Origin of the sequence: Dolichospermum sp. LEGE 00246, from assembly GCF_015207865.1 — a bacterium.
In the GTDB taxonomy this organism is placed as follows: domain Bacteria; phylum Cyanobacteriota; class Cyanobacteriia; order Cyanobacteriales; family Nostocaceae; genus Dolichospermum; species Dolichospermum heterosporum.
In genome coordinates this window covers 1-3,481 of the sequence record NZ_JADEWA010000525.1, presented here as the reverse complement: position 1 = coordinate 3,481, position 3,481 = coordinate 1, and the positions used below count along the sequence as shown (strand labels likewise).

Below are 3,481 nucleotides of genomic sequence, written 5' to 3'. Positions count from 1 at the left end.
TCTATGAATAATGACATTCAATAAAAATAATTAACCAAATGTTTGTTATTCACAGAATCTTCATGAGAATCAAATTAAAAATGGATATTAATTAATCATAAAAACACATCATGTTTCAAGAAGTGAGTCAGTCAGGATTATATTCAACCAACCTAGAAAATTCTGGATTAGTATCTCTCCAAAAATCACAAGAATTGACGACATTTAGTGATACTCCTATGAGTAGCAGTTCTTCTGTTTCTGCATTAGCAGATCCATTAGTACCAACCAATCCATTAGCTCAAATCCCCATTGGCGGTAGTGCTAACCCGAATCCTAATCCTTATTTAACCAGTGCAGCTATTGTTCCTGATTTCAATGGTGATGGGAAAACAGATAAACTTTGGGTAAATGCTCAAACTGGTGAAATTTTAGTTCGCTTGATGAATGGAACTCAAGTTTTAGAACAGGCTTCTTTGGGTAAATATGACTTAAATACCTGGGAATATAAAACTGCTGATTTTAATAGCGATAATAAGACTGATTTCTTATTACGCAATAAGGCAACTGGTGATAATGTAATTGTACTAATGGATGGGGCAAAAGTTTCCAGTTACTTGACTTTAGATCGAGTTGATCCAGGTTGGAGTGCGAATATTGGCGATTTTAATGGCGATCGCAAAACTGATATTTTCTGGAATAATGCTACTACTGGTGAAAATGCTATTTGGCAAATGGATGGCACAAAAGTAGCCAATGCGACTGTTTTAGAACCTACAGCACCAGGATTGACTGCTACCATTGTTGATTTTGATGGTAATGGTAAGAGTGACATCTTCTGGCGCAATTCCAGCACAGGCGCAAATACCGCTTGGTTTATGGATGGTAGCCAAGCCACTAAGTATGATCTCCAATCTCAAGACGCTTCTTGGACTTCTACTCTTGGTGATTTTAACGGCGACTTCAAAACTGATGTTTTATGGCGCAATACCGCTACAGGCGAGAATAAGATTTGGACAATGAATGGCGTTTTTGTGACTGAAGGTGTTGTTAGCACATTGGGTACAGATTGGAGTGCGAGAATTGGCGATTTCAATGGCGATGGTAAAACTGACATCTTCTGGCACAATGCGACTAGTGGGGCAAATACTGCTTGGTTAATGGATGGTACAGCGGTAAGTTCTGAAGCTTTCCTACCTAGCAATACTCCTGGTTTGACAGCATCTTTAGGTGATTTCAATGGTGATGGTAAGACTGATATCTACTGGCGTGATCAACAAACGTCCGCAGATAAAATCTGGACTATGGATGGAACTCTAGCGACTGAAACTCCTGTTGCTGATACAGAGAAGCTGACTCCAGAATGGTATACAGGTTGATTTGGTAATTGATCTATGATCAATTTATATTAGGCGATCGCTCTTTTGATTTTATGAGTCAGATCCCCGACTTCTTAGAGAAGTCGGGGATCTTATTGATCATCGCTCTTTTGATTTTACGGAAGGCGGCGACATAGGAATCGCTTTTTTGTGGCTGTTAAAGCTAATTACCCATTCTTTCGCTAAGATTGTGTGGGTATTCTCATGATTAGTGATTAGGTGAATGATCGAAGTTGAGCATCTGAGTAAAATTTATGGTTCGACAACAGCAATTACTGATGTTACCTTTAGTGTTGAACCTGGGGAAATTTTAGGTTTTTTGGGACCGAATGGGGCTGGTAAAACCACAACTATGCGAATTTTAGCTGGTTATTTACCGGCTACAACTGGGACAGCCAAGATTGCAGGTTATGATGTTCATGATCATTCTCTGTTGGTGCGACAGCGAATTGGTTATTTACCAGAAACACCGCCATTATATCCAGAGATGACTGTGGAGGGTTTTTTACACTTTGTCGCTCGGATTAAGGGAGTTTCTTCAGGCGATCGCCCGACAAAAGTAACAGCAGCTATTAATCGTTGTAACTTAGAAGATAAGCGCAAAGTTATTATTCGTAAACTTTCTAAAGGTTATCGGCAAAGAGTAGGGATTGCCCAGGCGATCGTTCATGATCCACCAGCTATTATTCTTGATGAACCTACCATTGGTCTTGACCCTCGGCAAATCATCGAAGTGCGAAACTTAATTAAAAGTTTAGCAGGAACACACACCATTATTTTGTCTACCCATATTCTCCCAGAAGTGAGCATGACCTGTAGCCGAGTTGCCATTATTAACCGGGGGCAAATAGTCGCAACCAATACCCCAGAAAATTTGATGACACAGTTAACAGGTGGGGCGGGATATGAGTTAGAAATCGGTGGAGATGCAGCTTTAGCTAGACAAATGCTGCAAAATATAGCCGATGTAAGTTCAGTAGAATTAATGCCTAACCATCAGCAATCGTCAGACAATCATACTTGCCTCCGGGTAATATTGCAGCCAGGAACAGAACCAGGAAAAGAAATTACTGCTGCTTTAATTCGGGCTGGGTTTGATTTATATGAAATGCGACGAATCAATGCCACACTAGAAGATGTTTTCTTAGAATTAACTACAGCAGAAAAGAATTTACCAACGGAAATAACCCCAGAAATTGAAGAAGGAGAAGCTGCATAAATGGGTATAGTTATCCCTAACATTATTGCCATTTATCGTCGAGAACTACAAAGTTATTTTGTTTCGCCATTAGCCTATGGAGTAGCTAGTGCATTTTGGTTCTTAGCCGGGTTGTTTTTCGTGATGATTTTGTTAGGACCAGAAGGAATTTTAGTCACAGTTTCTAGCTATGATTTACAAGGGCAACAAATGGGAGTTCCTGCCCCAACAATAGATGTTCCCTACGAATTTGTGCGGGCATTTTTAGATAGAATGGGGTGGTTAATGTTATTTGTATTACCGATTCTCTCAATGGGACTCTATGCCGAAGAACGTAAACGGGGAACTTTAGAACTACTAGCCACATCGCCGATTACCAACTGGGCTGTAGCTGTGGGTAAATTATTAGGGGTATTGACATTTTTCTTAACCATGATTTTACCATTAATGGGATTGGAGGCGATCGCATTATCCAATTCTCATCCTCTCATATCCCCCATAATTCCTCTACTTGGTCATTTAGGATTACTCCTCTTAGCAGCAGCAATTTTATCTTTAGGAATGTTTATTTCCTCATTAACAGACAGCACAATCTTATCGGCTGTCCTCACCTTTGCCCTCGTCATTTTGCTATTATTTATTGATTTAATCGCCAAAGCCATTCCCGGACAAATGGGTGAAGCAGTGAGTCATTTATCCCTTCTCAAACATTATAACACCCTGATTCAAGGCATTTTTGATACTAGCAGCTTGATTCTATTTGCCAGTTACATTGTCTTAGGTATTTTTCTCACCGCCCAATCAATTGATGCACTCCGCTTTCAACGTCAGTAATTGTCAGTTGTCAGTTGTCAGTTGTCAGTTGTCTGTTGTCATCAGTAAAACTCCTCTCCCTACTCCCCTACTCCCCCTACTCCCCCCACTC

The 3,481-nt window shown here is 40.2% G+C and carries 3 protein-coding genes; all 3 read left to right on the top strand.

The features are described from left to right. The first annotated feature begins 110 nt into the window (after positions 1-110). The 3 genes from IQ228_RS23375 to IQ228_RS23365 all read left to right on the top strand — a co-directional run bounded on the left by IQ228_RS23375 (position 111) and on the right by IQ228_RS23365 (position 3,390). The gene (locus IQ228_RS23375) at positions 111-1,358 is read left to right on the top strand and encodes a VCBS repeat-containing protein (protein ID WP_027403783.1); all 1,248 of its coding nucleotides are present in this window, start codon (positions 111-113) and stop codon (positions 1,356-1,358) included. Between the two features lie 223 nt (positions 1,359-1,581). Then, entirely contained in the window at positions 1,582-2,577 is a 996-nt protein-coding gene (locus IQ228_RS23370) for an ABC transporter ATP-binding protein (RefSeq protein WP_027403782.1), read from the top strand. Next, positions 2,578-3,390 (top strand): ABC transporter permease, encoded by an 813-nt coding sequence (locus IQ228_RS23365; protein WP_027403781.1) that lies wholly within the window; start codon positions 2,578-2,580, stop codon positions 3,388-3,390. It abuts the gene before it with no gap. The last annotated feature ends 91 nt before the right edge of the window (positions 3,391-3,481 follow it).